General features: G+C 65.2%; 21 protein-coding genes. 10 read left to right on the top strand and 11 right to left on the bottom strand.

Annotated features, from left to right (window positions below):
• Positions 1 to 16: 16 nt before the first annotated feature.
• Positions 17 to 790, bottom strand: a complete 774-nt coding sequence (locus tag AAFG50_RS02955) for a ferredoxin--NADP reductase (protein WP_028175111.1) — start codon at positions 788 to 790, stop codon at positions 17 to 19.
• A 374-nt stretch (positions 791 to 1,164) separates the two neighbouring features.
• On the opposite strand from AAFG50_RS02955, the gene AAFG50_RS02950 reads away from it, so the two are divergent.
• On the top strand, positions 1,165 to 2,091 hold the full coding sequence (locus tag AAFG50_RS02950) for a RimK-like protein (protein ID WP_028175112.1): 927 nt from the start codon (positions 1,165 to 1,167) through the stop codon (positions 2,089 to 2,091).
• A gap of 201 nt (positions 2,092 to 2,292) precedes the next feature.
• On the opposite strand, the gene AAFG50_RS02945 is transcribed toward AAFG50_RS02950, so the two are convergent.
• Together AAFG50_RS02945 and AAFG50_RS02940 are read right to left on the bottom strand one after the other, a co-directional pair.
• Positions 2,293 to 3,219 (bottom strand): amino acid ABC transporter substrate-binding protein, encoded by a 927-nt coding sequence (locus AAFG50_RS02945; protein WP_028175113.1) that lies wholly within the window; start codon positions 3,217 to 3,219, stop codon positions 2,293 to 2,295.
• 9 nt (positions 3,220 to 3,228) lie between these two features.
• Positions 3,229 to 4,527 carry a dicarboxylate/amino acid:cation symporter gene (locus AAFG50_RS02940; protein ID WP_011082935.1) on the bottom strand — a complete coding sequence of 433 codons (1,299 nt, stop codon included), beginning with the start codon at positions 4,525 to 4,527 and terminating at the stop codon, positions 3,229 to 3,231.
• A gap of 210 nt (positions 4,528 to 4,737) precedes the next feature.
• On the opposite strand from AAFG50_RS02940, the gene AAFG50_RS02935 reads away from it, so the two are divergent.
• The 5 genes from AAFG50_RS02935 (at position 4,738) to AAFG50_RS02915 (ending at position 10,151) form a co-directional block, all read left to right on the top strand.
• On the top strand, positions 4,738 to 5,739 hold the full coding sequence (locus AAFG50_RS02935; protein ID WP_011082936.1) for an NADP-dependent oxidoreductase: 1,002 nt from the start codon (positions 4,738 to 4,740) through the stop codon (positions 5,737 to 5,739).
• 260 nt (positions 5,740 to 5,999) lie between these two features.
• Positions 6,000 to 6,851, top strand: coding sequence for a cysteine rich repeat-containing protein (locus AAFG50_RS02930; protein ID WP_028175114.1), 852 nt, complete (start codon positions 6,000 to 6,002; stop codon positions 6,849 to 6,851).
• Between the two features lie 129 nt (positions 6,852 to 6,980).
• Complete coding sequence (locus AAFG50_RS02925; protein WP_028175115.1) at positions 6,981 to 7,196, top strand: hypothetical protein; 216 nt, start codon at positions 6,981 to 6,983, stop codon at positions 7,194 to 7,196.
• A gap of 190 nt (positions 7,197 to 7,386) precedes the next feature.
• Positions 7,387 to 8,541: an FAD-dependent monooxygenase gene (locus tag AAFG50_RS02920; RefSeq protein WP_028175116.1), complete on the top strand. Its 1,155-nt coding sequence runs from the start codon at positions 7,387 to 7,389 to the stop codon at positions 8,539 to 8,541.
• On the top strand, positions 8,538 to 10,151 hold the full coding sequence (locus tag AAFG50_RS02915; RefSeq protein ID WP_028175117.1) for a benzoate-CoA ligase family protein: 1,614 nt from the start codon (positions 8,538 to 8,540) through the stop codon (positions 10,149 to 10,151). The genes AAFG50_RS02920 and AAFG50_RS02915 overlap by 4 nt, the downstream gene beginning before the upstream one ends.
• A 185-nt stretch (positions 10,152 to 10,336) precedes the next feature.
• On the opposite strand, the gene AAFG50_RS02910 is transcribed toward AAFG50_RS02915, so the two are convergent.
• Positions 10,337 to 10,849 carry a MarR family transcriptional regulator gene (locus tag AAFG50_RS02910; RefSeq protein ID WP_028175118.1) on the bottom strand — a complete coding sequence of 171 codons (513 nt, stop codon included), beginning with the start codon at positions 10,847 to 10,849 and terminating at the stop codon, positions 10,337 to 10,339.
• Positions 10,839 to 11,471: a maleylacetoacetate isomerase gene (gene maiA / locus AAFG50_RS02905; RefSeq protein ID WP_028175119.1), complete on the bottom strand. Its 633-nt coding sequence runs from the start codon at positions 11,469 to 11,471 to the stop codon at positions 10,839 to 10,841. Before maiA ends, AAFG50_RS02910 begins: the two co-directional genes overlap by 11 nt.
• A 203-nt stretch (positions 11,472 to 11,674) precedes the next feature.
• Between maiA and gtdA the strand changes: the two genes are divergently transcribed.
• Positions 11,675 to 12,715 carry a gentisate 1,2-dioxygenase gene (gene gtdA, locus AAFG50_RS02900; protein WP_011082942.1) on the top strand — a complete coding sequence of 347 codons (1,041 nt, stop codon included), beginning with the start codon at positions 11,675 to 11,677 and terminating at the stop codon, positions 12,713 to 12,715.
• A 228-nt stretch (positions 12,716 to 12,943) separates the two neighbouring features.
• On the opposite strand, the gene AAFG50_RS02895 is transcribed toward gtdA, so the two are convergent.
• The 4 genes from AAFG50_RS02895 to AAFG50_RS02880 all read right to left on the bottom strand — a co-directional run bounded on the left by AAFG50_RS02895 (position 12,944) and on the right by AAFG50_RS02880 (position 17,061).
• Positions 12,944 to 13,771: an ABC transporter permease gene (locus tag AAFG50_RS02895; RefSeq protein ID WP_028175120.1), complete on the bottom strand. Its 828-nt coding sequence runs from the start codon at positions 13,769 to 13,771 to the stop codon at positions 12,944 to 12,946.
• Complete coding sequence (locus AAFG50_RS02890; protein WP_028175121.1) at positions 13,764 to 14,537, bottom strand: ABC transporter ATP-binding protein; 774 nt, start codon at positions 14,535 to 14,537, stop codon at positions 13,764 to 13,766. The genes AAFG50_RS02895 and AAFG50_RS02890 overlap by 8 nt, the downstream gene beginning before the upstream one ends.
• A 111-nt stretch (positions 14,538 to 14,648) precedes the next feature.
• Positions 14,649 to 15,653: an ABC transporter substrate-binding protein gene (locus AAFG50_RS02885; protein ID WP_011082945.1), complete on the bottom strand. Its 1,005-nt coding sequence runs from the start codon at positions 15,651 to 15,653 to the stop codon at positions 14,649 to 14,651.
• A 43-nt stretch (positions 15,654 to 15,696) separates the two neighbouring features.
• On the bottom strand, positions 15,697 to 17,061 hold the full coding sequence (locus AAFG50_RS02880; RefSeq protein WP_028175122.1) for an FAD-dependent oxidoreductase: 1,365 nt from the start codon (positions 17,059 to 17,061) through the stop codon (positions 15,697 to 15,699).
• A gap of 113 nt (positions 17,062 to 17,174) precedes the next feature.
• On the opposite strand from AAFG50_RS02880, the gene AAFG50_RS02875 reads away from it, so the two are divergent.
• The gene (locus AAFG50_RS02875; RefSeq protein ID WP_028175123.1) at positions 17,175 to 18,059 is read left to right on the top strand and encodes a LysR family transcriptional regulator; all 885 of its coding nucleotides are present in this window, start codon (positions 17,175 to 17,177) and stop codon (positions 18,057 to 18,059) included.
• Positions 18,060 to 18,126: 67 nt separating this feature from the next.
• Positions 18,127 to 18,399: a hypothetical protein gene (locus AAFG50_RS02870; RefSeq protein ID WP_049832555.1), complete on the top strand. Its 273-nt coding sequence runs from the start codon at positions 18,127 to 18,129 to the stop codon at positions 18,397 to 18,399.
• 11 nt (positions 18,400 to 18,410) lie between these two features.
• Here AAFG50_RS02870 and AAFG50_RS02865 read toward each other — a convergent pair whose 3' ends face one another.
• A complete protein-coding gene (locus AAFG50_RS02865; RefSeq protein ID WP_028175125.1) occupies positions 18,411 to 19,214 on the bottom strand; it encodes an enoyl-CoA hydratase-related protein in 804 nt (267 codons plus the stop codon).
• A gap of 152 nt (positions 19,215 to 19,366) precedes the next feature.
• Between AAFG50_RS02865 and AAFG50_RS02860 the strand changes: the two genes are divergently transcribed.
• Positions 19,367 to 20,341, top strand: a complete 975-nt coding sequence (locus tag AAFG50_RS02860; RefSeq protein ID WP_011082949.1) for a ketopantoate reductase family protein — start codon at positions 19,367 to 19,369, stop codon at positions 20,339 to 20,341.
• A gap of 2 nt (positions 20,342 to 20,343) precedes the next feature.
• On the opposite strand, the gene AAFG50_RS02855 is transcribed toward AAFG50_RS02860, so the two are convergent.
• Positions 20,344 to 21,021: an alpha/beta family hydrolase gene (locus tag AAFG50_RS02855; RefSeq protein ID WP_028175126.1), complete on the bottom strand. Its 678-nt coding sequence runs from the start codon at positions 21,019 to 21,021 to the stop codon at positions 20,344 to 20,346.
• Positions 21,022 to 21,132: the final 111 nt, after the last annotated feature.

Genomic DNA, 21,132 nt, shown 5'->3' with positions numbered 1-21,132 from the left:
GATAAACGAGCGGTGCTTACCGCTCGACGAACGCCTTCTCGATCACGAAATGGCCGGGCTTGTTGCCGCTTCCCTCGATGAAGTCGCGGCCTTCGAACATCACCTTCAGCTCTTCCAGCATCGCCGGGCTGCCGCACATCATGATGCGGTCGGTTGCGATGTCGAGCGGGCCCTGTCCGATGTCGTTGAAGATCTGCTCGGAGCTGATGAGGTCGGTGATGCGGCCCCGATTGCGGAACGGCTCGCGGGTCACGGTCGGATAATAGACCAGCTTGTCCGCGAGCAGCTCCCCGAACAGCTCGTCCTCGCGCAGATTGGCGACGAGCTTCTCGCCGTAAGCGAGCTCGGAGACCTGGCGGCAGCCATGCACCAGCACGATGGTCTCGAACTGCTCGTAGACGTCGGGGTCCTTGATCAGGCTCGCGAACGGCGCGAGGCCCGTGCCGGTCGAGAGCAGCATCAGCCGCTTGCCCGGGATGAGGTTGTCGGTGATCAGCGTGCCGGTCGCCTTGCGGCCGACCAGGATGGTATCGCCCTCCTTGATCTTCTGGAGGCGCGAGGTGAGCGGGCCGTCCTGAACCTTGATCGAGAAGAACTCGAGCTCTTCCTCGTGGTTGGCGCTGGCCATGCTGTAGGCGCGCAGCAGCGGACGGCCGTCGACCTCGAGGCCGATCATCGCGAACTGGCCGTTCTGGAAGCGGAAGCCGGTATCGCGCGTGGCGCGGAAGCTGAACAGCGTGTCGGTCCAGTGCTGGACGGAAAGAACTTTCTCTCGGTAAAACGCGCTCATGATTTTCGATATTCCGAATAATTGCGGTTTTAGGGCAAAAGCACTGCCCGGCCCTGAAAGCGGGGCGGACACCATTGCCATGGCGGAGGATTTCGCGTGTGTGATCTACGCCATTGAGACCAATAATCAACCTCGTTTCGGATGCAATTGATGCCGATCAAACCGGCACTTGCGGTGGAATTGGCCGCATCATTAATGAATCTGCTGCGTGGCGCGCACAGAGGGCAATTTCTTTTCCCTTTCGGGCTCGATGGCAGCACTTAATTTCCGTCGCGCTCGCGAGAATTTCATTAAGAATAGCTCTGATCTTCACCCCGGCTTGGCGCCGATGCCCGCATTTTTGCGGCTTTTGGCGACAGGAATGACTGAGACCCATGGCCAGCAGCGAACGCATCTTCGTCCAGGCGATCCGGCGCTATTGCGCCCGACATGGCATTGCCGTCGACATCCGCGCTGGTGGCTGGCTGATCGCGATGCGCCGGGGCGAGGCGCGCCACTTCGCCTTCGGCTACGACATCGGCCTCAACAGCGCCATCGCGCATCGCCTCGCCAACGACAAATCGGCGACCGCCGAGGCGCTGTCGCTTGAAGCCGTGCCCTGCATTCCTCATCATCTCTTCCTCAACCCGAGCATGGGCGCGCATGTCGCCGGCCCTGGTTGGCGTGAAGCGATGCTGGCGCTGCTTGCGCAGCACCCGCAAGGCGTGGTGGTGAAGCCGAACGAGGGCACGTCCGGACGCGCGGTGTTCAAGGTGACGAGCGCTGCCGAGCTCGATCGCGCCGTCTGCGAGGTTTTTTCGTCGGGCCTCGGCCTCGTGATCGCGCCTTATGTCGAGATCGAGGAGGAGGTCCGCGTGATCCTGCTCGATCGCAAGCCGATGATCGTCTACCGCAAGGACCGGCCGTCGGTCGTCGGCGACGGGGAGCATACGTTGCGCGAGCTCGCGATCGCGGCGGGACACGACGGGCAGCTCCGCGAGCTCGAAGCGCGCGAGGTGAATGCGGTCGTCCCGAACGGCAAGCGGCGCATCCTGAACTGGCGGCACAATCTCGACGCCGGCGCGCGGCCGGTGCTGATGGAGATTGGCGAGGTGCGCGCGGCATGCGTGAAGCTCGCCGTCGACGCCGCCAACGCCATCGGCATCGCCTTCGCCTCGATCGACGTGGTGCGCGTGGATGGCGCCTGGCGCGTGCTCGAGATCAATTCCGGCGTGATGATGGAGGCGCTGGCGAAGCTCCATCCGGAGCTGGTGCAGGCGACGTATGACGCGGCGCTGGACCGGGTGTTTGGGAAGAGATAGCAGCCGCGAGCTCGCTGCGCCCTCTCCCCTTGTGGGAGAGGGTGGCTCACCGCGTAGCGGTGAGACGGGTGAGGGCTCTCTCTCCGCGCGTGAAACTCTTGCGTCTGAATTTGCGGAGACAACCCCTCATCCGGCGCTTCGCGCCACCTTCTCCCACAAGGGGAGAAGGGAAGGCAGCGAGCCTGCGGCACGGCGCGATCACTAATTATTCGCGCTCGCCGAATCGTCCATCGCCTTGAAGGCTTCCTCGAGTTGCAGCGAGATCGGCACGTTGAGCCGTTCGCCGGTCGGAAGCCTGGCAGTGAACCATTTGTTGTAGAGCGGGACGAGGTCGCGGTTGGAGCCGAGCTTGCGGAAGGTGCGCTCGACCACGGCCGACAATTGCGGCTCGCCTTTCCTGAACATGATGCCGTAGGGGTCGTAGGACAGATAGTCGCCGGTGACGCGGTACTTGTCCTGCGCCTTGTGGCGCGCGATCAGGCCGGAGAGCAGGATGTCGTCGGTCGCGAACGCATCCGCCTTGCCGTCCGCGAGCATCTGGAACGATTGCTCGTGATCGGCGCCGACGGCGATGGTCAGCCCCAGCGAGGATTTCTTGTCGGCCGCCTGGATCGCCTGCTCATTGGTGGTGCCCTTCGTCACCACGATGGTCTTGCCCTTCAGGTCGGCCAGCGACTGGACGCTGGACGTCTTCGGCACCATCAGCTTGGTACCGGCGACGAACATCAAGGGCGAGAACGCGACGCGCTTGGCGCGCTCGGCATTGGCCGTGGTCGAGCCGCACTCCAGGTCGATCTTGTTCTGGAGCACCGCGTCGATGCGGTCGTCCGAGGTGACCTTCACGTAGTCGATCTTGAGATTGGGATCGTCGACCTCGACGCCGATCTCCTCGACGATGGCCTCGCAGAGTTCGAGGCTGTAGCCGATCGGGCGGCCCGACTGGTCGAGGAAGGAGAACGGCGGCGAGCTCTCGCGATACCCGAGCCGCACGACATGCGCCTTCTTGATAGCCGACAGCGTCGGGCTGAGCCCTTCGCTCCCGGTCTGGGCGAGTGCTGTGGTCGCGAGCAACGATGCCGCGAGCCAGAGGCAGCCGCCGATCACTGACCTTGTCAGTGTCTGGCCCATGGTGTGCTCCTAACCATGGCCGGCCATGGCGGGCACTTCGCCCGGCACCATGTCATCAGGAACGGCGTCGCCCGGTCCCATCGCATGCTCGGGCCCAAGCTCGCCTTCCCACTTCGCGACGACCGAGGTCGCGAGCGTGTTGCCGATCACGTTGGTCGCGCTGCGGCCCATGTCGAGGAAGGTGTCGATGCCCATGATCATGAGCAGGCCGGCCTCGGGGATGTTGAACTGCGCCAGCGTCGAGGCGATCACGACGAGGGAGGCGCGCGGCACGCCGGCGACGCCCTTCGAGGTGATCATCAGCGTCGCCAGCATCGCGAGCTGCGTGCCGAGCGGCATGTCGATGTGGTAGCTCTGCGCGATGAAGATGCTCGCGAAGGTGCAGTACATCATCGTGCCGTCGAGGTTGAAGGAATAACCGAGCGGCAGCACGAAGCTCGAGATCCGCGACGAGGCGCCGAAGCGGTTGAGGCCCTCCAGCGTCTTCGGATAGGCCGCTTCCGAGCTCGCGGTCGAGAACGCGATCATCAGCGGCTCGCGGATCAGCTTCAGCAGGTGGCTGTAGCGCGGCCCGATCACGATGAAGCCCACGATCACCAGGATCGTCCACAGGAGCGCCAGCGAGAGATAGAAGCCGCCCATGAACACGACGAGCTTCCAGAGCACCAGCAGGCCGTTCTTGGCCACCGTCGCCGTGATGGCGGCCCACACCGCGAGCGGCGCGAACAGCATCACATAGCTCGTCACCTTGAGCATGATGTGGCCGATATCGTCGATCAGCGCCAGGATCGGCTTGGAGCGCTCCGGCATCGCGCCCATCGCCACCGAGAAGAACACGGCGAAGATCACGATCTGGAGGATCTCGTTCTGCGCCATCGCGTCCGCGATCGAGGTCGGGATCAGATGGGTCAGGAATTTCTCGATCGAGAAGGCCGAGACCGGCAGGCCGGTCGATTGGCCTGCCGCAGGCAGCGTGCCGGGGAAGTTGGCGCCGGGCTGAAGCAGATTGACCATGATCAGGCCGAGCATCAGCGAGACGAAGGAGGCGCTGATGAACCACCCCATGGTCTTGGCGAAGATGCGGCCGAGCTTGGCGCCCGAGCCCATATGGGCGATGCCGCCGACCAGGGTCGCAAACACCAGCGGCGCGATGATCATCTTGATCAGGCGCAGGAACATCATGGCGATCAGGTTGATGGACGAGGCCCAGTCGGCGCGCGTATCGGGCAGGAAGTTGTAGATCGCCGAGCCCATGATGATGCCCAGCACCATCGCGCCCAAGATGTATTGCGTAAACCTGTTCGACATTGCTTACCCCCACGTACACCGGCGCTTCATGATGTCGCAGATATGACGGCTGCGCAACTCGCTTGGCGGGTGGCCGCGTTGGCCGGATGTTCCCGTTGTGAAACGGCCCCCCGCGATCTAGCCTTCATGCAGCGCACAACGAATGCGCCTGCACGTTTTCTTTGCGGCAGCTGCATCAATAATCGTCAAACAAACGGAGAGGGAAACGCCATGAGCGGCAGCATCAATCGCCAGATTCTTCTGGTCGAAAAACCCAGCGGCAAGCTCGGCCCTGAACATTTCAAGATGGTCGACGGCGCGATGCCGGAGCCGAAGGACGGCGAGGCTTTGCTGCGCGTGCGTTACATCTCGCTCGACGCCGCCAACCGCGCCTGGATGCATGGCGCGACCTATCGTTCAGCCGTCGAAGCGAACAGCGTGATGGCCGGCGGCGGCATCGCCGAGGTCGTCAGCTCGAAGGCGCCGGGGTTGGCTGCCGGCGACATCGTGTTCGGCGACACCGGCTGGCAGGAGTTTGCCGCGGTGCCGGCAAAGCATCTCACCAAGATGCCGAAGCTGGAACCGATGACGCATCTGCTCAGCGTGTTCGGCATCGCCGGCCTCACCGCCTATTTCGGCCTGCTGGAGGTCGGCAAGCCCAAAGAGGGCGAGACCGTCGTGGTCTCCGCGGCGGCCGGCTCGGTCGGCTCGATCGTCGGGCAGATCGCCAAGATCAAGGGATGTCGCGTCATCGGCATCGCCGGCGGCGCCGACAAGTGCAACTGGCTGACCTCCGAGCTCGGATTCGATGCCGCCGTCGACTACAAGGACGGCGCGGTGTTCAAGGCCCTGCGCGCGGCCGCGCCAACGGGCATCGACGTCTATTTCGACAATGTCGGCGGCGACATTCTGGAAGCCTGCCTGCCGCAGATGAACAATTACGGCCGCATCGCCTGCTGCGGCGCGATCTCGCAATATGACGGTGCGCCTGCCGCGCACGGTCCGCGCGGCGTACCCGGCCTGATCGTGGTGAAGCGGCTCGTCATGCAGGGCTTCATCGTGATGGACTACATGAAGGACAGCCAGCGCGCGCTCGCCGAGCTCCAGGGCTGGGTCAAATCCGGCAAGCTGAAGGTGCAGGAGGACATCATCGACGGATTGGAGAACACGCCGAAAGCGCTGATCGGATTGCTCGCGGGCGAGAACCGCGGCAAGCGCATGGTCAAGCTCTGACGACGTATTGCTTGAGCATGATCTCCGCGCAAACGCGTTCCGCGTCTGTCGCGAGGGATAACCGCTGCACACTTTGCGCTGACGCGGCCCTTCGGGTCCGGATCATGCTCTAGTTACGTCGCAATTGCGCCGGCATTATCCACTTGCGGTAGAGGCCAAAGCATCCAAAGATACCGCGCGCGAGGCATCACTCGCGACGATTGCGCTTGAATCACATTTGAAAATCGTCGGCGCTACCGACAGGGCGGGAATTCACTCAGATGTTCAACACGTTGAAACATGCATCAACGCGCACGGCGTTGCTCGCGGCCGCGCTCTTCGCAACTGCAACAGGCGCGGTCGCGCAAGCGCCGACCGACGCGCAGAAGAGCGCGATCCGGTCCGCATGCCGCTCGGACTTCATGGCGCACTGCTCGAGCGTCACGCCCGGCGGCGTGGAAGCGTATCAATGTCTGGCGAAGAACATGTCGAGCCTGTCACCTGGGTGCCAGACCGCGGTTCGCGCGGTCGAGCCGGCTGCGGCTCCGAAGACCGAAGCCGCGCCGGCCGCACCAAAGACCGAAGCTGCGCCCAAGACCGAGTCCAAGACGGAAACGGCGCCTGCGGCGCCGAAGGCTGAATCGGCGCCCGCCGAAAAGCCCGCCGCCGCACCAGCGCCGAAGGCAGCTGCCGCCAAGCAACCGAGCAGCGCGCAGGTTGCTGCGGTCAAGAGCGCGTGCCGCGCCGACTATCCCAAGGTCTGCGCTAGCGTGCCGCCGGGCGGTGCGCCCGCGCTCGAATGCCTTGAGAAAAACAAGGCAAAGGTTTCGCCCGCCTGCGAGAAGGCCCTGAGCGCCGCGGCCGGCGGCGGCGCGGCAGCAACGGCAGCGCCTGCGGGCGCAGCCCCTGCGGCGGCGGCAGCACCGGCGGCCGCGCCAGCCGTGATCGTTCTGCGCCCGCTGCGGCCGCGCGAAGAGCTGTTCATCGTCCGATCGGCCTGCGGCGCCGACATCCGCACGCTGTGCGCCGGCGTCGCGCCCGGCGGCGGCCGCATCGTGCAATGCATCGCCAGCAATGCCGCGTCGCTGTCGCCCGCGTGCAAGGACGTGCTGGCGCCGTTCGCGGCGCGATAAGGCAGCGCACAGCGACGCGCCGGAGTGCACGACACCGATCGGCGGCATGCGCGAATGAATTCTCGCACGCCTGCCGCGATCAACCTTTGCGGATATCGATTTCGATCACGACAAGACCGGGAGGACAACATGCGTTCATTGCTGCTGGTTGCTTCTGCACTCCTCGCCTTCGGGGCGACCATGACGTTCGAGGCCACCGACGCCAACGCGGTGGTGTGCGCCCGCGGCGTCTATCGCGCCGGCTGCGCCGGGCCGAACGCGGCCGTCGTGGTCCGCAAGCCGGTTCCGGTGGTCCGCTGTACCAGGGTGCTGGTGAACGGGGTCTACGTGAAGCGCTGCGTCTGATCCCCGGGTGGCCAAGCCGGCGCGCTTTGGCTATGGTTCGCGCCTGACGGTTTCGGACACGCGCAAGACGCAGGTCCGAAAGCGAGCTTTGGCGCGCCGCGCTTGGCCGATAATTCTGCTGGCGCGGGAGGCCGGAGCACATTAGTCTACCCCTAGATAGTAAGTATACTGTCAATTAGGGAGGCAGACGTTGCGGATCGCCGTGATTGGCGGGGGGCCCGGCGGGCTCTACTTCGCCTATCTCTGGAAGAAGCGTCATCCCGAGGATCAAGTCGACCTGTTCGAACAGAACCCGGCCGACGCGACCTGGGGTTTTGGCGTGGTGTTCTCCGACCAGGCCCTGGAGTTCCTGCGCGCCGACGACCCCGAGACGGTCGATGCGATCGCGCCGCATATGGAGAGCTGGGAGAACATCACGCTCAACCTGCAGGGCGGCAGCGTCGCCATCGACGGGGTCGGCTTCTCCTCGATCGGGCGGCTCGAGCTCTTGCAGTTCCTTCAGCAGCGCGCGCTCGATGTCGGGGTCACGCCGCGCTTCGACACGCAAATTCACGGGATCGACCAGCTCAACGGCCACGATCTGATCGTCGCCGCCGACGGCTTGAACTCGCTGGTGCGCCGCGCTTACGAGGGCGATTTCGGCACCTCGCTGTCCTACTCCTCCAACAAGTTCGTCTGGTACGGCACCTCGAAGCGCTTCGACACGCTGTCACAGACTTTTGTGAAGACCGACCGCGGCGCCTTCAACGCCCATCACTACCGCTATTCGCCGACCATGAGCACCTTCCTGGTCGAGTGCGACCACGCCACCTGGCAGGCCTATGGCTTCGCCTACAAGGACGTCGAACAGTCCAAGGGCGTCTGCGAGGAGGTGTTCGCCGACACGCTCGGCGGCCACTGCCTCGTCTCCAACAAATCGGTGTGGCGCAATTTTCCCTGGGTCTGGAACGAGCACTGGTCGTTCAAGAATATGGTGCTGATCGGCGACGCGCTGCACTCGGCGCATTTCTCGATCGGCTCCGGCACGCGGCTCGCGATCGAGGACGCGATCGCGCTGGTCAAGGCGCTGGAATCCGATGCGCATCTGAACACCGCATTGCTTCGCTACCAGGCCGCGCGCAAACCGGTCGTGCAGAAGCTCGTCGACGCCGCACGAACCAGCGCCTCCTGGTACGAGAACTTTGCCCAGCACATGCAGCTCGACCTGATGGATTTTGCTTACAGCTACATCACCCGCTCCGGCCGCATCGACGATTCCCGGCTGCGGGCGATGTCGCCGGCCTTCATGGCGCGTTACGAGGCCGCCAAGAACGGTGGGGATGCGGCCAGTGAGGCTACCGCATGAGCAACGAGATTTGCGACCAGGTGCCCGCGGACAGCGCGGGCGCACGCGAGATCGGCTTTGCCGTTCCGGAAATCTACAACGCCAGCCGCGTGCTGTTCGACAATCTCGGCAAGGGATATGGCGACAAGCTCGCGCTGATTGGTCCGGCGGGCACGCGCACATATGCCGAGCTCTGCGCGGAGGCTTGCCGCTGGGGCAACGGCTTCATCTCGCTCGGCCTCAAGCGTGGCGATCGCGTGCTGCTGTTCCTCGACGATACGCCGGCTTATCCCGCCGCCTTCTTCGGCGCCGTGCGTGCCGGCTTCGTGCCGCTCCTGATCAACACGCTGACGCCGCCGGACCTGTTGCAATTCTATCTCGCCGATTCCGGCGCGACCGTCGCGGTGGCCGAGTCCGAATTCTGCGCGCGCTTCAATGCAGAGGCGTGCAAGGACACGAGCCTGCGTACGCTGATCGTCGTCAATGGCGGAATGGGCGAGCGTGCTGCGCCTGCGGCGGTCGCGGCGGCAAGCTGGCTTGCGCAATTCCCGGCCGAGCTTGCGGAAGCGAATACCCATCGCAACGAGATGGCGTTCTGGATGTACTCGTCCGGCTCGACCGGCCGGCCCAAGGGCATCGTGCACCTCCAGCACGACATGACCTATAGCGAGGTGGCCTTCGCGCAGAATGTGTTGAAGCTGACGCCTGACGACATCTGCTTCTCGGTGCCGAAGATCTTCTTTGCCTACGGGTTCGGCAACTCCGTCACCTTCCCGTTCTCGGTCGGCGCGGCGACGCTGCTGCTGCCGGGACAGCCGAAGCCGGCGACGATCTTCGCGGCGATCGAGCAATACAGGCCGACCGTCTTCTTCGGCCTGCCGACGCTTTACACCTCGCTGACCAAGGCCGAGGGCGCGCAACAGACGAACTTCTCGTCGCTGCGCATGGCGCTCTCCGCAGCCGAAGTGCTCTCGGCCGAAGTCTTCAACGGCTGGAAGACGCTCACGGGGCTCGAAATCGTCGAAGGCCTCGGCTCGACCGAGGTGCTGCACATCTATCTCTCCAACCGTCCCGAACGGAAGAAGCTCGGCGCCGCGGGCCTGCGCGTGCCCGGCTACGAGGTCGCGCTGCGCGACAAGGACGGAAGCGAGGTCGGCGACGGCGAGGAAGGCATCTTGTGGGTGCGCGGCGATTCCAACACGCCGCTGTACTGGAATCGGCCGGACAAGTCCACCGAGACCATCCGCGAGGGCGGGTGGATCTACACCGGCGACCGCTTCGTCCGCGATGCCGACGGCTTCCACTTCTTCCGCGGCCGCGCCGACGATCTTATCAAGATCTCCGGCCAGTGGGTCTATCCGCTCGAGGTCGAGCTCTGCCTCGCCGATCACCCCGACATCCGCGAATGCGCGGTGTTCGCCGCCGAGCTGCCCGATCGTCGCATGACGCTGAAGGCGGTGGTGGTGATGAACAGCCGTGCCGTAGACCAAAACGAGGCGACGCGGCGGCTACAGGATTACGTGAAGGGCAAGCTCTTGCCCTACAAATATCCGCGCGAGGTGATCTTCATCGACGAACTGCCGAAGACGGGGACAGGGAAGATCGACCGGCAGGCGTTGCTGCGGATGTGAGGGGACTGCGTTGCAACAACCTCAATGTCGTCCCGGCGAAGGCCGGGACCCATACGCCGCAGCAGTAGTTGTTGCGTGAAGTGGTCGTTATCAATCTTCGCAAAACAAAGATTTGTGGCTATGGGTCCCGGCCTGCGCCGGGACGACGGCGGAGTTTTTAGCCGCCACCGCGGCAAATCACCCCCTCACCCGCCCTTCCCCAGATGCTCCAGCGCGTCCTCGGCCCGCAGCGGCACGCGCGAGACTTCGTTGTTGAGATCGACGAGCTGCACCAGAAGCCCCATCAGCGCCTTGCGGTCGGCGGGTTTCAGCGGCTCCAGCATGCGCGCCTGGGCGCGTTCGACGGCGGGGATGATCTCGCGCAGGATCGCGGCGCCTGATTTCGTCAGGTAGAGCAGCTTGATCCGCTTGTCCTCGGGCGCGGGCTTGCGCTCGATATAGTCCTTGGCCTGAAGCCGTTCGATCACGCTGCCGAGGGTGGAGCGGTCGAACGCGATCACCGCCGACAGCCGCGTCGCATCGATGCCGGGATGGGTGTGGATCGCGATCAGCGCCCCATACTGCACCGGCGTGAGATCGAACGCCTTGCACTCCTCCATGAAGATCGAGACTGCGATCTGCTGCATGCGCCGGAACAGATAGCCCGGCGCGGCATAGACCGCGTCCATCGTGATCGGGGGAGGAGGCTTACTCGGCATCGGGCTGCTTCTCCGGTGCGGCATTGGCGAACGCCGGCAGCGCCTTGGCGGCGGCCTCAGCCTTCAGCAGGCGCGGATAGGCCGAGACGTCGACGCCGAAACGGCGCGCGTTGGCAAGCTGCGGCACGAGGCAGAGATCGGCGAGCGTCGGCGCATCGCCGAAGCAGAACGGGCCCGGCTCGTCCCTGATCAGCGTTTCGCACGCCGACAGTCCCTCGCGGTTGACCCAGGCGGCCCAGTCCTGGACCTTCTCCTCCGCAAGCCCCAGCTCGCGCAGCCGCGCCAGCACCTTCAGGTTCTGCACCGGATGGGTGTCGCAGGCGATCGCCAGCGCAAACGCCCTCACCTTGGCGCGTCGCAGCGGATCCTTCGGCAGCAGCGGTGGATTGGGGTGCGTCTCGTCGAGCCATTCGATGATCGCGACCGATTGGGTCAGCACCGCACCGCCATCGTTCTCCAGCGCCGGCACCAGCCCTTGCGGATTGATGGCGAGATAGGCGGGCGCGCATTGCTCGCCCTTGCGAAGATGATGCGGCAGATGCTCGGCGCCGAGGCCCTTCAGATTCAGCGCGATCCGCACCCGGTAGGCGGCGCTGGAGCGGAAATAGCCGTGCAGCTTCATCGGAACCCTCCCTTTTGTTTTCTGTCATTCCGGGGCTCGCGAAGCGAGAGCCCGGAATCCATACTCCCGATCGTGGTTATGGATTCCGGGCTCGACGCTGCGCGTCGCCCCGGAATGACGACAACCTTGTATGCCGTCCGTCACATTGACGCTACCTAGATCGTCAGTATACTGTCAATCAACAAAACGACGGGAGCCGCACCATGGAAGCCGTGACCAAGACGCCGGAACGCGAGGCGTTCTACAAGAAGATCGACGGCGAAAATCTCACCGCGCTGTGGACGGTGATGGGCGATCTGATCACGCCGGAGCCGAAGAGCGCCTGCCGGCCGCACCTCTGGAAATTCGACGTCATCCGCGACTACATGCGTGAAGCCGGCAAGCTGATCACGGCCAAGGAGGCCGAGCGCCGCGTGCTGGTGCTGGAGAACCCGGGCCTGCGCGGGCAATCAAAAATCACGACCTCGCTCTATGCCGGCGTACAGATGGTGGTGCCCGGCGACGTCGCTCCCGCGCATCGACACAGCCAGTCGGCGCTGCGCTTCGTGCTCGAAGGCAAGGGCGCCCACACCGCCGTCGACGGTGAGCGCACCGCGATGGAGCCCGGCGATTTCATCATCACGCCGTCGATGACCTGGCACGATCATTCCAACGAGACCGACGAGCCGATGTTCTGGCTCGACGGCCTCGATATCCCGCTGGTGCAGTTCTTCGACTGCTCCTTTGCGGAAGGCTCGAAGGAGGACCAGCAGAGGATCACGAAGCCCGCCGGCGACAGCTTTGCGCGCTATGGCCACAATCTGCTGCCGGTCGACGTGAAGCGAAGCTCGAAGACCTCGCCGATCTTCAGCTATCCCTATGCCTACACCCGTGAAGCGCTGGAGAAGGCTCGCGCGAGCCAGGAATGGGACGCCTGCCATGGGCTGAAGCTGAAGTTCAGCAATCCCGAGACCGGCGACTTTGCGATGCCGACCATCGGCACCTTCATCCAGTTGCTGCCGAAGGGGTTCAAGACTGCGCGATATCGCTCCACCGATGCGACGGTGTTCTGCCCGATCGAAGGCCGCGGCCGCAGCCGCATCGGCGATGCCGTTTTCGAATGGGGCCCGCGCGATCTGTTCGTGGTGCCGAGCTGGCACTGGGTGACGCACGAGGCCGACGACGACGCCGTGCTGTTCAGCTTCTCGGATCGGCCCGTGCAGCAGAAGCTCGACCTGTTTCGCGAGGATCGCGGGAATGCGTAAGGCGGGGTGCTATAGCCTCACATTCGGTGTCGTCCCGGCGAAGGCCGGGACCCATACCGCATGATCTATCGACGGCAGGTGGTGTGAGTACCAGCGAAGAGTAACTACCCGTCTTCGCCAAACTTCTCCCTGGGGTTATGGGTCCCGGCCTTCGCCGGGACGACAATGGAGGTTTTGGCGCGCGTCTCCATCCACATCGTCGCTGCGCTCGCAATGACGGAGTATGTCTCACCGCCAGTGCAGCAACCGCGTCTCCAGCAGATTGATCACCTTGCCCACCGCGAGGCCAAACACCGATAGGATCACCACGCCCGCGAGCAGTTGATCCGTCTGCATCAGATTGCCGGCCTGGAGCACGAAGGCGCCGATGCCGTATTGCGCGCCGATCATCTCGGCGCTGACGACGAGCAGCAGGGCCACCGAGGCGGTGATGCGGAAGCCGGCGAGGATCGCCGGCAGCGCGCCCGGCCAGATCACCTTGCGCACAATGGTGGCGAAGGGCACGTTGAAGCTCTGCGCCATGCGGATCAGGTTGCGCGGCACCGCATCGACGCCGCTATAGACCGAGATCGCGGTCGAGAAGAACACACCCAAGGCAATGGTCGCGATCTTCGGCTCTTCGCCGATGCCGAGCCAGAGGATCAACAGCGGCAGCAGCGCGATCTTCGGGATCGGGAACAGCGCCGAGATGAAAGTGATGCCGACGCTGCGCGCGAGCCGCGACAGGCCAATGGCAAAGCCGACGGCGACGCCGGCCGCCGTTCCCAGCAGCCAGCCGACACCGATGCGCAGCAGCGAGGCCGAAAGGTGCTGCCAGAGCGCGCCTGACATCGCCAGCTCGTAGATAGCGCGCACGATCGCCAACGGCGCCGGCAGGAACAGCGGATTGACGAGACCGGCGCTCCCGGCCGCCTGCCAGATCGCGATGACGAGGGCGAGCGCGATCCAGCCGCCGAAGCGGCTGCTAGCCGGCACGAAGCCCGCGCCGCGAAAGCGGACGCGCCGGGTCGCCTCGCTCTTGACAGGTGTCTCCGCCACCGGCGCGCGATCAAGCATGCTGGACCTCGCGCTCGGCATCGATCGCCTCGTGGCGGATCAGCGACCAGATCTGGTTCTGAAGCGCCAGCAGCTTTTCACGCGCCGCGGTTTCGCCGCGCTCGGCGCGCGTCATCGGCACGGTGACGACCTCGCGGATCCGCCCGGGCCGGCGCGACAGCACCACGATGCGGTCGGCGAGCCGCGCCGCCTCTTCGAGATTGTGCGTGACATAGACCGCGCCCATGCCGCCGTCGGCGAGCAGGCGGACGAAGTCCTCCATCAACAGCTCGCGGGTCTGCGAATCCAGCGCCGAGAGCGGCTCGTCCATCAGCAGGATGGCAGGCCTGACCGCCAGCGCCCGCGAAATCCCGACGCGCTGGCGCATGCCGCCGGAGAGCTGCTTTGGATAGGTCTTGCGAAAATCGGTCAGGCCGGTGCGGCGCAGCGCATCCTCGACCAGCGCGCGGCGCTGCGCCGCCGAGAGCTGGGCGTGCAGCAGCGGAAATTCAACGTTCTCCTCGACCGTCGCCCAGGGCAGCAGCGCAAAATCCTGGAACACGAAGGTGAGCGGATTGAGACTGTCCGCCGGCGGCGCCCCGCGCAGCTCCGGCGCGCCGGAGGTCGGCTGCAACAGCCCGCCGAGGATCGACAGCAGCGTGCTCTTGCCGCAGCCGGAAGGACCGACGATCGCGACCACCTCGCCGGCACCGACGGTGAAGGAGACGTCGTCGAGCACGGCGAGGTCGCCGAAGCGGTGGGTGATGTGGTTGGCGATCAGGTCCATGCTGTCTCGTCTATCCGGTTCTCCGTCGTTCCGGGATGATCCGAAGGATCAGACCCGAAACCTCGAGATTCCGGGTTCGATGCTTCGCATCGCCCCGGAATGACGGAAGCATCAATCCGCCTTCACATAGTCCTTCGCGATGATCGTATTGGCGTCAAAGCCCTTGTCGGCAAAGCCCTGCTCCTGGAGCCATTTGATCTGGTTGTCGACGTTCTTGACGTCGAGCTTGCCGTCGGGATCGATGTAAGCGCAATTGCCGACCACCTGCTCGACCGGCAGATTGGTGTACTTCGCGATGATCTCCAGCAGCGGCTTGGTCTGCTCGTTGACGGGCGCCACGCCGTCCTTCATCGCGGCGAGGATCACGTCGTGGTATTCGCGGTCAGCCTTTGCCAAAGCGCCGAGCAGCTTGGTCACCAGCGCCTTGTTGGTCAGCGTCTTCGGCGAGGCGAACACCGCGCCGAGCTGCCAGGGCGTCTCGTCACCGACCCAGCCCAGGAACTTCGCGCCGCCCTCATCCATCAGTTTTCGCGCGGTGGAGATCGGCAGTAGCGCGGCATCGACAGTCTCGCCTTTCAGCGCGGCCGCCGCATTGGACAGCGACTGCAGCGGGATGATCTTCACGTCGGCGAGCTTGAAGCCGTATTTGTCGGCGAGCAGCCCAAGCGAATAATGGAAGGATGATCCGACCTGCGTGACCGCGACGCGCTTGCCCGCGAGGTCCTTCGGCGTTTTCAGCCCGGCCGCGTAAGCGTTGTTGCTGGCGAAATAGCCGATCAGGGGATAGCCGGCTTTTTCGCGGCTCATGCCGCCGATCACCTTGAGCACGCCCTTGCCGGCGAGATTGTAGAGACCGGCGGTGAACGCGGTGACGCCGAAATCGACGTCGCCCGAGGTGGTGGCGACCGCGATCGGCTGCGCCGCGTCGAAGAACTTCAGCTCGACGTCAAGCCCGGCCTCGCGGAAATAGCCCTTGTCCTGCGCGATGAAGACCGGCGCGGAGGAGGACAGGCGGAGCACGCCGATCCTGGCCTTCAGCGCGTCCTCAGCCTGCGCCGCGCCCATCGCCATGATCGCCACCAGGCCCGCAAGCGCGAGCCGCGCAATCCCGATCATCCGGTTTCCTCCGTCGTTGTCTTGGTCGTTCTCTTGCAGCCCGTCAAAGCCCTTCGGGCACGGGCTGGTCCCGTCCGATGAAGGCGCCCTGTTGTTTCAACGTTTCCTGCAATTTTTCAATGGGGATGTCACGCGGGATCCGATTTCCAGAGAGCGCCAGCGCGGCGGCGGAACCTGCGGCCTCCCCCATCACGAAACAGGCACCCGAGACGCGGGCGGCCGACTGGCCCTCATGGGTCATCGAGGCGCAGCGGCCGGCGACCAGCAGATTGTCGACGCCCTCGGGCACCAGCATCCGGTACGGCAGTTCGTTATAGCCGCGCGATTCCGGGATTGGCGGAAAAGTGAAAATCACATCGCCGGGAACATGAGCCTCGATCGGCCAGCCGTTGACGCCGATGGAATCCTCGAACGAGGCACAGCCGAGCACGTCCTCGCCGCTGAGCTGGTAGCCGCCTTTGATGCGGCGGGTCTCGCGGATGCCGAGCTGCGGCGGCAGGTCCACGATGTAGGACTTCTCAAAACCCGGCACCGTGCGCAGGAATTCGAACGCGGCGAGCGCCTGCCTGCGGCCCTCGATCTCGCCGCGGGTGAGATCGTCGGGCTCGATGCCGTTGATGGCGTGGCCATCCTCGCGCGCGACCTGCGTGAAATTCACCCGCCATTCGATGCCGGATTTCTGCGGCCGCACGATGGCACTTTTCCGCGGGAATTTGTGGGTGCCGGCGGCGAGCGCCTTTTCCATCAATTGCGGGATGGTGCGCCAGGCCTCGCCCGCCTTTTCCGGATCGATATTGTTGAGACGGAGCATCATCGACGGGTAGAGCGGATGGCCGTGTTCGTCGCCGACTTCGAACGGCGCCCCGGCCCAGACCGCGAGATCGCCGTCACCGGAGCAGTCGATGAAGATCTCCGAGCGCACCGCCTGCCGGCCGCCCTTGGTCTCGACCATCAGCGCGTCGATACGGCTGTTATCGCCCATCACCACGCCGGCGCCGAGCGCATGGAAGAGGATATTGACCTTGTGACTTGCAAGGAGGTCGTCGGCCGCGATCTTGTAGGCCGCGGTGTCGTAGGCCTGGGCAAAGACCTTGCCGAGGATCAGATGCGGGGTGTTCAGGCCGTTGAGCAGGTCGATCCGCGCCAGGAGCTCGGACGCCATGCCCTGCACCAGCCGGTGGGCCTGGCCGTAGACGTTGCCGTGCAGGCCGCAGAAATTGGTGACGCCGGCCGCGGTGCCCATGCCGCCGAGGAAGCCGTAGCGCTCGATCAGCAGCGTCTTCCGCCCCGCCCGCGCCGCCGACGCCGCCGCGATAATGCCGGCCGGACCGCCGCCGAGCACGACCACCTCATATTCGCCGTAGAGCGGCACCCGGCGCGCTGGTTCTTCGATCGTCGTGGCCCGCATGGCGCGTCCTATCCCTGAAAATCCTTGCTTGGGACCGACTATGAATTAACGCGAGGCGGGCTACAATCCACCAAATTACGCGATCAGCTTTCTCGAATCGCGAAAGGTCAGAGATGGACATCCTGGTGAACCTTCAGGCGTTCCTCGCCACCGCGGATGCGGCCGGCTTCTCTGCCGCCGCGCGAAAGCTCAATGTCTCGACCTCCGTGGTGGCCAAGCGCGTCACGCAGCTGGAGGCGCGGATCGGCACGCCGCTGTTTCACCGCTCGACCCGGCAATTGCGGCTGACCGACGCCGGCCAGCGCTATGTGCATCGCGCGCGCGGCGTCGTCACAGACGCCACCGACCTGCTGTCGCGCATGGGCGAGAAGGGCCACGATCTCGTCGATCACCTTCGCATCAAGGCGCCGACCTCGCTGACGGTGGCGCGCCTCGCCGACGCCTTCAGCGCCTTCCAGACCCAGAACCCGCGACTGAAGCTCGAGATCGTGCTGATCGACCGCCCGGTCGATCCCGTGACTGAGGGCTTCGACATTGCGATCGGCGCCTTCCCGCACTCCTTCGGCGGCGTGGTCGACGAGCCGCTCTGCGCGCTGAAGCGGCTGCTCTGCGCTTCCCCCGCCTACTTGAAGAAGCACGGCACGCCAAAGCATCCGCGCGACCTCGTCGAGCATCGCTGCCTCAGCTTTCTGCCGACGGGACCGGAATGGATTTTTGACGGGCCGCGCGGCCGCATCAGCATCCAGGTCAGCCCGCTGCTCTCCTCCAACGAGGGACACGTGCTGGCGCGCAGCGCCATCGCCGGCAACGGCATCGCGCTGATCTCGCATTATCTCGTCGCCGATGCCTTGCGCGACGGCACGCTCAAGCCGGTGCTGCGCGACTTTCCGATTCCGGAATTGTGGGTGAAGGCCGCGATCCCCGAACGCCGGCGCAACGCGGCGGCGGTGCAGGCGCTGCTCACCCTGCTGAAAACGTCACTCGCGTCGTCGCTGTAAGCCGCGTCGCGCAGCTATCGCAAGATCGCAGTTGCTCTTGATTGTCGGACCTGAGAGAAGGGCCGCCATGGATTCGATAGTCGTGAAATTCGCCCTGCCAGCCCTGATCGCTCTTGCGATCTCCACCACTCCCGCCGCAGCCGTGGAGCAGAACTGCCGCTTCGTCCAGGCCAAGCCCGACCGCGAGGCCTGCTACATGCGGCAGGAGGAAGAACTGGCCGCAAAGCGCAAGCCTGCTGCGCCCGTGAATGAGGGCAAGACGCTCGAAACGCTGCGCCAGATGCGACAGGACGACGACGCCGTCTATCGCAGCATCAACAACATTTGCCGCGGCTGCTGAGCCGAGAACGCTCAGCCTTTCCCGCCACCCCAATTCCCCGCCCGCTTCTCGGCGAACGAGGCCAGCCCCTCCGCCGCCTCCGAGCTCTGGCGCTTGACCGAATGCAGGTGCACGAGCCGCGTGTACGCCGCATCGTCCACCGCCATCCCGCCGAACGAGCTCTCCAGCGCGAGCCGCTTGGTCTCGGCCATCGCCTCGGGTCCGTTGGCGAGCAGTTGCTCGACCACCTTGGCACCGGCGGCCTCCAACTCGGCGAGCGGCACGACCTCGTGGACGAGACCGATGCGGCGGGCGTCTTCGGCGCCGAAACGTTCGCCTGTCAGCGCGTAGCGGCGGACTTGCCGTACACTGATGGCATCGCAAAGCTGCGGGATGATGATCGCCGCCGTCAGGCCCCAGCGCACCTCCGTGATCGAGAACAGGGCATTGTCCGCCGCGATCACGACGTCGCAGGCCGCGATCACGCCGGTACCGCCGCCGAAGCAGCCGCCCTGCACCAATGCGACGGTCGGAATCGGCAGCGTGTTGAGCCGCTGCACGGCCTCGAAGGTCGCCCGCGATGCCGCTTCGTTGGCCTCGGCCGATTGCGGCCGCACGCCGTTGATCCATTTGAGGTCGGCGCCGGCCTGGAAATGCTTGCCGTTGCCCCGGAGGACCACGACGCGCAAATTGGGCCTCTTGCCGAGATCGTCCATGGCCGCGAGCACGCCCGCGATCAACGCGCCGTCATAGGCGTTGTTGACTTCCGGCCGGTTCAACGTGACGGTCGCAACCCCACGCTCATCCAAAGTCCACAAAACGGGGTTGGCAGTCATCGGCGATCCTCCGGTCGTTTGTTTGCCCTGCACTATGGCCGAGGCCACGCGCCCTGATCCATATCTTTCCGGCGTGGGGCGGCCGCGTCCATCGCATGGCGGCTTGTGTCATGCTGGCGCGGGGTGGCAGCAAGGGATCAGGACGGGACATCATGCGCATTTGCATTTTCGGCGCGGGCGCCGTCGGCAGCCACATTGCGGTCCGGCTGGCGCGCGCCGGCCATGAGGTCTCGTGCGTGATGCGGGGGGCGCATCTGGAGGCGGCGCGTGCGGGCGGCCTGAAGCTGCGTGTCGGCGATTCCGAGGTCACCGCCAAGGTGAACGCCTCCGGGGATCCCGCCCAGCTCGGCCCGCAGGACGTCGTGATCAGCACCTTGAAGGCCACCGCGCTGACCGGACTGGTCTCCAGCATCAAACCGCTGCTGCAAGACGACACGGCGATCGTGTTCGCGCAGAACGGCATTCCCTGGTGGTACGGGATCGGCCTGCCGCCGCGGCACCCGACGCCGCCGGACATTTCCTTCCTCGACCCGGGCGGGCGCCTGCGCGCCTGCATCCCGAAGGAGCGGATCATCGGCGGCGTGATCTTCTCCTCCAACGAGGTGGTCTCGCCCGGCGTGGTGCAGAACCTCACCCCGGACCGCAACCGCCTGCTGATCGGCGAATGCGACGACCGCAATTGCGAGCGCATCACGAAACTCCGCGGCGTCCTCAACGATGCGCGGCTGGAATCGCCGCCGGTGGCCGAGATCCGCGAAGCGATCTGGTCAAAGCTGCTGACCAACATGTCGCTGTCGGTGCTGTGCCTGCTGACCGGCCAGACCGCACGCGGCGTGCGCGACGACCCCGCCTTTGCCGAGGTCATTCCGCGCATGTTGAACGAGGCCAACGACATCGCGCAGCACTTCATTCCCGAGGTCAAGCGCGTCACGCGCAGCGGCCCCGCCCCCAACCACAAGCCGTCGCTGCTGCAGGATTACGAGATCGGCCGCGCCATGGAGATCGACGTGCTGGTGAAGGCGCCCGCCGCCTTCGCGCGCACCTCGGGCCTGCCGACGCCGACCCTCGACCTGATCGCCGCGCTGGCGATCCAGAAGGCGCGCGACAAGGGGCTTTATTCGGCCTGAGTTCAGGCGAGCCCGCCGATCCAGGTCGTGAGCGCGTCGAGCACCTCGGTGAGCGCCTCTTCGTTGCTACGGCCGGACTTCTTCAGCACCGCGAAAGAGTGATCGCCGCCCTCGACCTCATGCAGCGTCGCCTTCGGGCCAAGCCCTTCGACGACGGGCTTGAGGATGCCGAGGTCGGCAAGCTTGTCGCGCGTGCCTTGCAGGAACAGCATCGGGATAGCGATGCCCGCGAGGTGCTCGGCGCGCTCCGCCGACGGCTTGCCGTCGGCATGTAGGGGAAAGCCGAGGAAGGCGAGCCCTTTGACACCAGGCAATGGAGCCTTGGACTGCGCCTGCGAGGTCATCCGCCCGCCGAACGACTTGCCGCCGGCGACGAGCGTCACGCCGGGGCACAGCCGCGCCGCCTCCGCGACCGCCGCGCGGATGGCGGCGTGCGCGACCGCCGGCTGGTCGGGACGTCCTTGCTTCTTTTCCATATAGGGGAAATTGAAGCGGAGCGTCGCAATGCCGCGCTCCGCGAGGCCTTCCGCAACCTTGTCCATGAACGCATGCCGCATGTCGGCACCTGCGCCGTGCGCCAGCACGTAACAGGCGCGCGCATTTTCGGGCTGCGTCAGGATCGCGGAGACCGTGCCGATGCGCTCGATGTCGAGCTTGAGCTCTTGAGTTTTGGTCGCCACAATCAGCCATCCCGACAGACGCTGCTCCGGCCGCCTTGGTAGCGTCACCGGCGCAGCCTGAAAACACAATAATTGTCGCCGCCGACCAGCCTACCAAGCCGGAACGACGCA

This window comes from Bradyrhizobium sp. B039 (assembly GCF_038965675.1).
Classification (GTDB): Bacteria; Pseudomonadota; Alphaproteobacteria; order Rhizobiales; family Xanthobacteraceae; genus Bradyrhizobium; species Bradyrhizobium diazoefficiens.
This window is presented reverse-complemented; position numbering and strand designations above follow the sequence as displayed.